The following is a 564-nucleotide window of genomic DNA, read 5'->3' as shown; positions in this document are numbered from 1 at the left end:
TTGCTTAAATTCTTGGTGGACTTGGGATGCTTCGCTTGAGCGATGGCTCCACTATTGTCACAATAGAGATCCAAAGCTTTGTCAGCATCAGGTACCACCCTAAGTTCAGTAATGAACTTCCGAATCCAAAGAGCTTCCTTGGTTGCTTCTGCAGCAGCCAGGTACTCGGCCTCAGTTGTAGAGTCGGCAACAGTCTTCTGTTTGAAGCTTTTCCAGCTCACAGCTCCTCCAAACAGTGTGAAGACATATCCGGACTGAGATTTAAAGTCATCTCTATCAGTCTGGAAACTAGCATCCGTGTAACCCCTTACACTTAGCTCCTCTTCACCTCCATAGACCAAGAAGTAATCTTTAGTACGCTTCAGGTACTTCAAGATATTCTTGACCGACCTCCAGTGACTCTCACCGGGGTTCGATTGGTATCGGCTGGTCATACTCAAAGCATAAGCCACATCCGGTCTAGTACATATCATGGCATACATGATAGATCCGATAGCCGAGGCATACGGAATTGTACTCATGCGAATTTTCTCATCAGCGTTTTTGGGGCACTGAGTCTTAGAA

Annotated in this window: 1 protein-coding gene; it reads right to left on the bottom strand. The window is 46.1% G+C overall.

Going from position 1 to position 564, the window contains the following annotated elements; translation table 11 throughout:
- On the bottom strand, positions 1–521 hold a 521-nt coding region (locus M4I23_RS20105), incomplete at its 3' end, for a Ty1/Copia family ribonuclease HI (protein WP_249755558.1).
- Positions 522–564: the final 43 nt, after the last annotated feature.

It is taken from the genome of Algibacter sp. L4_22, assembly GCF_023473045.1.
Classification (GTDB): Bacteria; Bacteroidota; Bacteroidia; order Flavobacteriales; family Flavobacteriaceae; genus Algibacter.
Note: the sequence above shows the minus strand (reverse complement) of the source record. Positions and strands in the feature narration are given on the sequence as shown.